Below are 1,943 nucleotides of genomic sequence, written 5' to 3'. Positions count from 1 at the left end.
CGGGTGGGACTGACGCGCCTGGCGGGCATGACGGTGCTCAACACCTACGTGCCCCAGGGCAAGTCCGTCGATCACCCGGACTACGAGGTCAAGAAGCGCTTCCTGGAGCGCGTGAGGGGCCTCGTCCTGCGGGAGATGGAGGGGCCCTTTCTCTGGGTCGGCGACCTCAACGTGGCGCCGACGGACGCGGACGTCACGCACCCGGAGAACAAGCGCGACCACGTCTGTTTCTGCCGCGACATCCAGGAGCGGTTCGCCAGGACCTCCGAAGGGCTGACGGACCTGCTGCGCACCTTTCACCCGGACCCTGGAGAGTTCACGTTCTTCGACTATCGCGTGAAGGACGCGCTGGCCCGCAACATCGGCTGGCGCATCGACCACGCCCTCGCCTCCCCCTCCCTGGCTCCCCTCGCCACGGACTGCTTTGTGGAGCGCGAGCCCCGCGGTTGGGAGCGGCCCTCAGACCACACCCCCCTGGTGGCGGACTTCGCGCTCCCATGAGGGCGCCGAAGTTCCAGAACAACCTGAGAATACATTACACCGGAGGTATAAAGCCTCAACAAGGAGGGAAGGTAATTATGTACGCTATAGCGTTTGACCTCGAACAGGATACGCTTTCAAAAACCTACGGCAATCCAAGTTATACGAACGCCTACAACGACATCAAAAAAGTTTTGGAATCCTACGGGTTCACACGCCAGCAAGGGGGCGTCTATTTTGGAGATTCTAAAGTGGATGCTGTACGTTGCGTTTTAGCCGTCCAGGACCTTGCAAAAAAATTTTCATGGTTTTCTGCTTCAGTGGAAGACATCCGAATGCTACGGATTGAGGACAACAATGACCTCATGCCTGCAATTTCCAACGACTGAATTCTTTCTATGATGCTATGAGGAAGTCAATGCAATCGTTGACTACAAACTGAATCGCCCTACGCTTGAAGGCAAAGTTCGTCGATTTCGTCGCTGCTCTCCTGCGGCTGCAGCGACGGCGCGCACGTAACCACACGTCGGACAGGGCAGGAAAAAACGACGAAACGGCGGCGGGACCGCACACGATCGGGAAGTCGACAGGAGGTCGATGAGGATGCAGCTTGAGAGGATGGGACGGCCCCTGGGCAGCGCGGCGGTTCTGCTCGCCGCGTTTCTGGTGGCGACGACCGTCGCCCCGGCCTGGGCCAGGATCGACAGGGCCGTCGTGCAGAGGGCGTGGGAGCGCGTAGCGGCGGCGGACGACTTCAAGAGGATCCCCGTCACCTTCGAGAAGTCCGACAAGCCCAACGCATGGGTGAAGTACGAGTCCGCAGAGGACTTCAGCGTCCACGTGACCCAGGGGCTGATGGACCTCCTGAACGCGGAGGACGAGATCGCGGGCGTGCTGGGACACGAGATCGGGCACGTCCGCCGCGGGCACTACAGCGATCAGGTGAGCCGCAACGTCGGCTGGGCCATCCTGGGATCGCTCCTGGGTAAGGCGGGGGACCTGGCTCAGACCGCCGGGGCGATCGGCATGAGCCTTGCGGAGAGCGGTTTCAGCCGTGAGCAGGAGGTGGAAGCCGACGACTACGGGACGGACCTCCTGGCCAAGGCGGGGTACGATCCCCACGCCCTCTATCGGGCCATGAAGCGCTTCAAGGACGCGGGCCTTGGAACCGAGCCCAACGGATTCAACTCCCACCCGCCGACGGACCGCCGCCTGAAGCACCTGAAGGAGCGGGCGGACCGGATCGCCGCGTCGTCGGGCAAGACGTCCCGAATCCCGGACGCCGCCGCACCCCCGCCTATAAGGCCAGGGCAGCGCACGACGGCGAGATCGTCCCCTCCGCCGCGGCCGTCGCCGCAAGCGTGAGGAACGCCGCCGGATACGTGGCGAACGCCGAAATGGGCCGGACGCACCGCAGGACGCGGCGAAGCCAATAGGGCAGCCCCAAAACGGCGCGATCCGCC

3 protein-coding genes are annotated in these 1,943 nt (G+C 63.0%); all 3 read left to right on the top strand.

The window, feature by feature from the left end; all coding sequences use genetic code 11:
• The coding region (locus tag SY1_RS11920; protein WP_208873885.1) for an exodeoxyribonuclease III at nt 1-501 on the top strand (501 nt) is incomplete at its 5' end.
• Between the two features lie 77 nt (nt 502-578).
• Nucleotides 579-869 carry a virulence-associated protein D gene (locus SY1_RS11915; protein ID WP_015557171.1) on the top strand — a complete coding sequence of 97 codons (291 nt, stop codon included), beginning with the start codon at nt 579-581 and terminating at the stop codon, nt 867-869.
• A 214-nt stretch (nt 870-1,083) separates the two neighbouring features.
• Nucleotides 1,084-1,845 (top strand): M48 family metallopeptidase, encoded by a 762-nt coding sequence (locus SY1_RS11910; RefSeq protein ID WP_015557170.1) that lies wholly within the window; start codon nt 1,084-1,086, stop codon nt 1,843-1,845.
• Nucleotides 1,846-1,943: the final 98 nt, after the last annotated feature.

The sequence above is a fragment of the Fretibacterium fastidiosum genome, from assembly GCF_000210715.1.
Taxonomy (GTDB): domain Bacteria; phylum Synergistota; class Synergistia; order Synergistales; family Aminobacteriaceae; genus Fretibacterium; species Fretibacterium fastidiosum.
The sequence above is the reverse complement of the archived record's forward strand: the minus strand, read 5'-3'. Positions and strand labels throughout refer to the sequence as shown.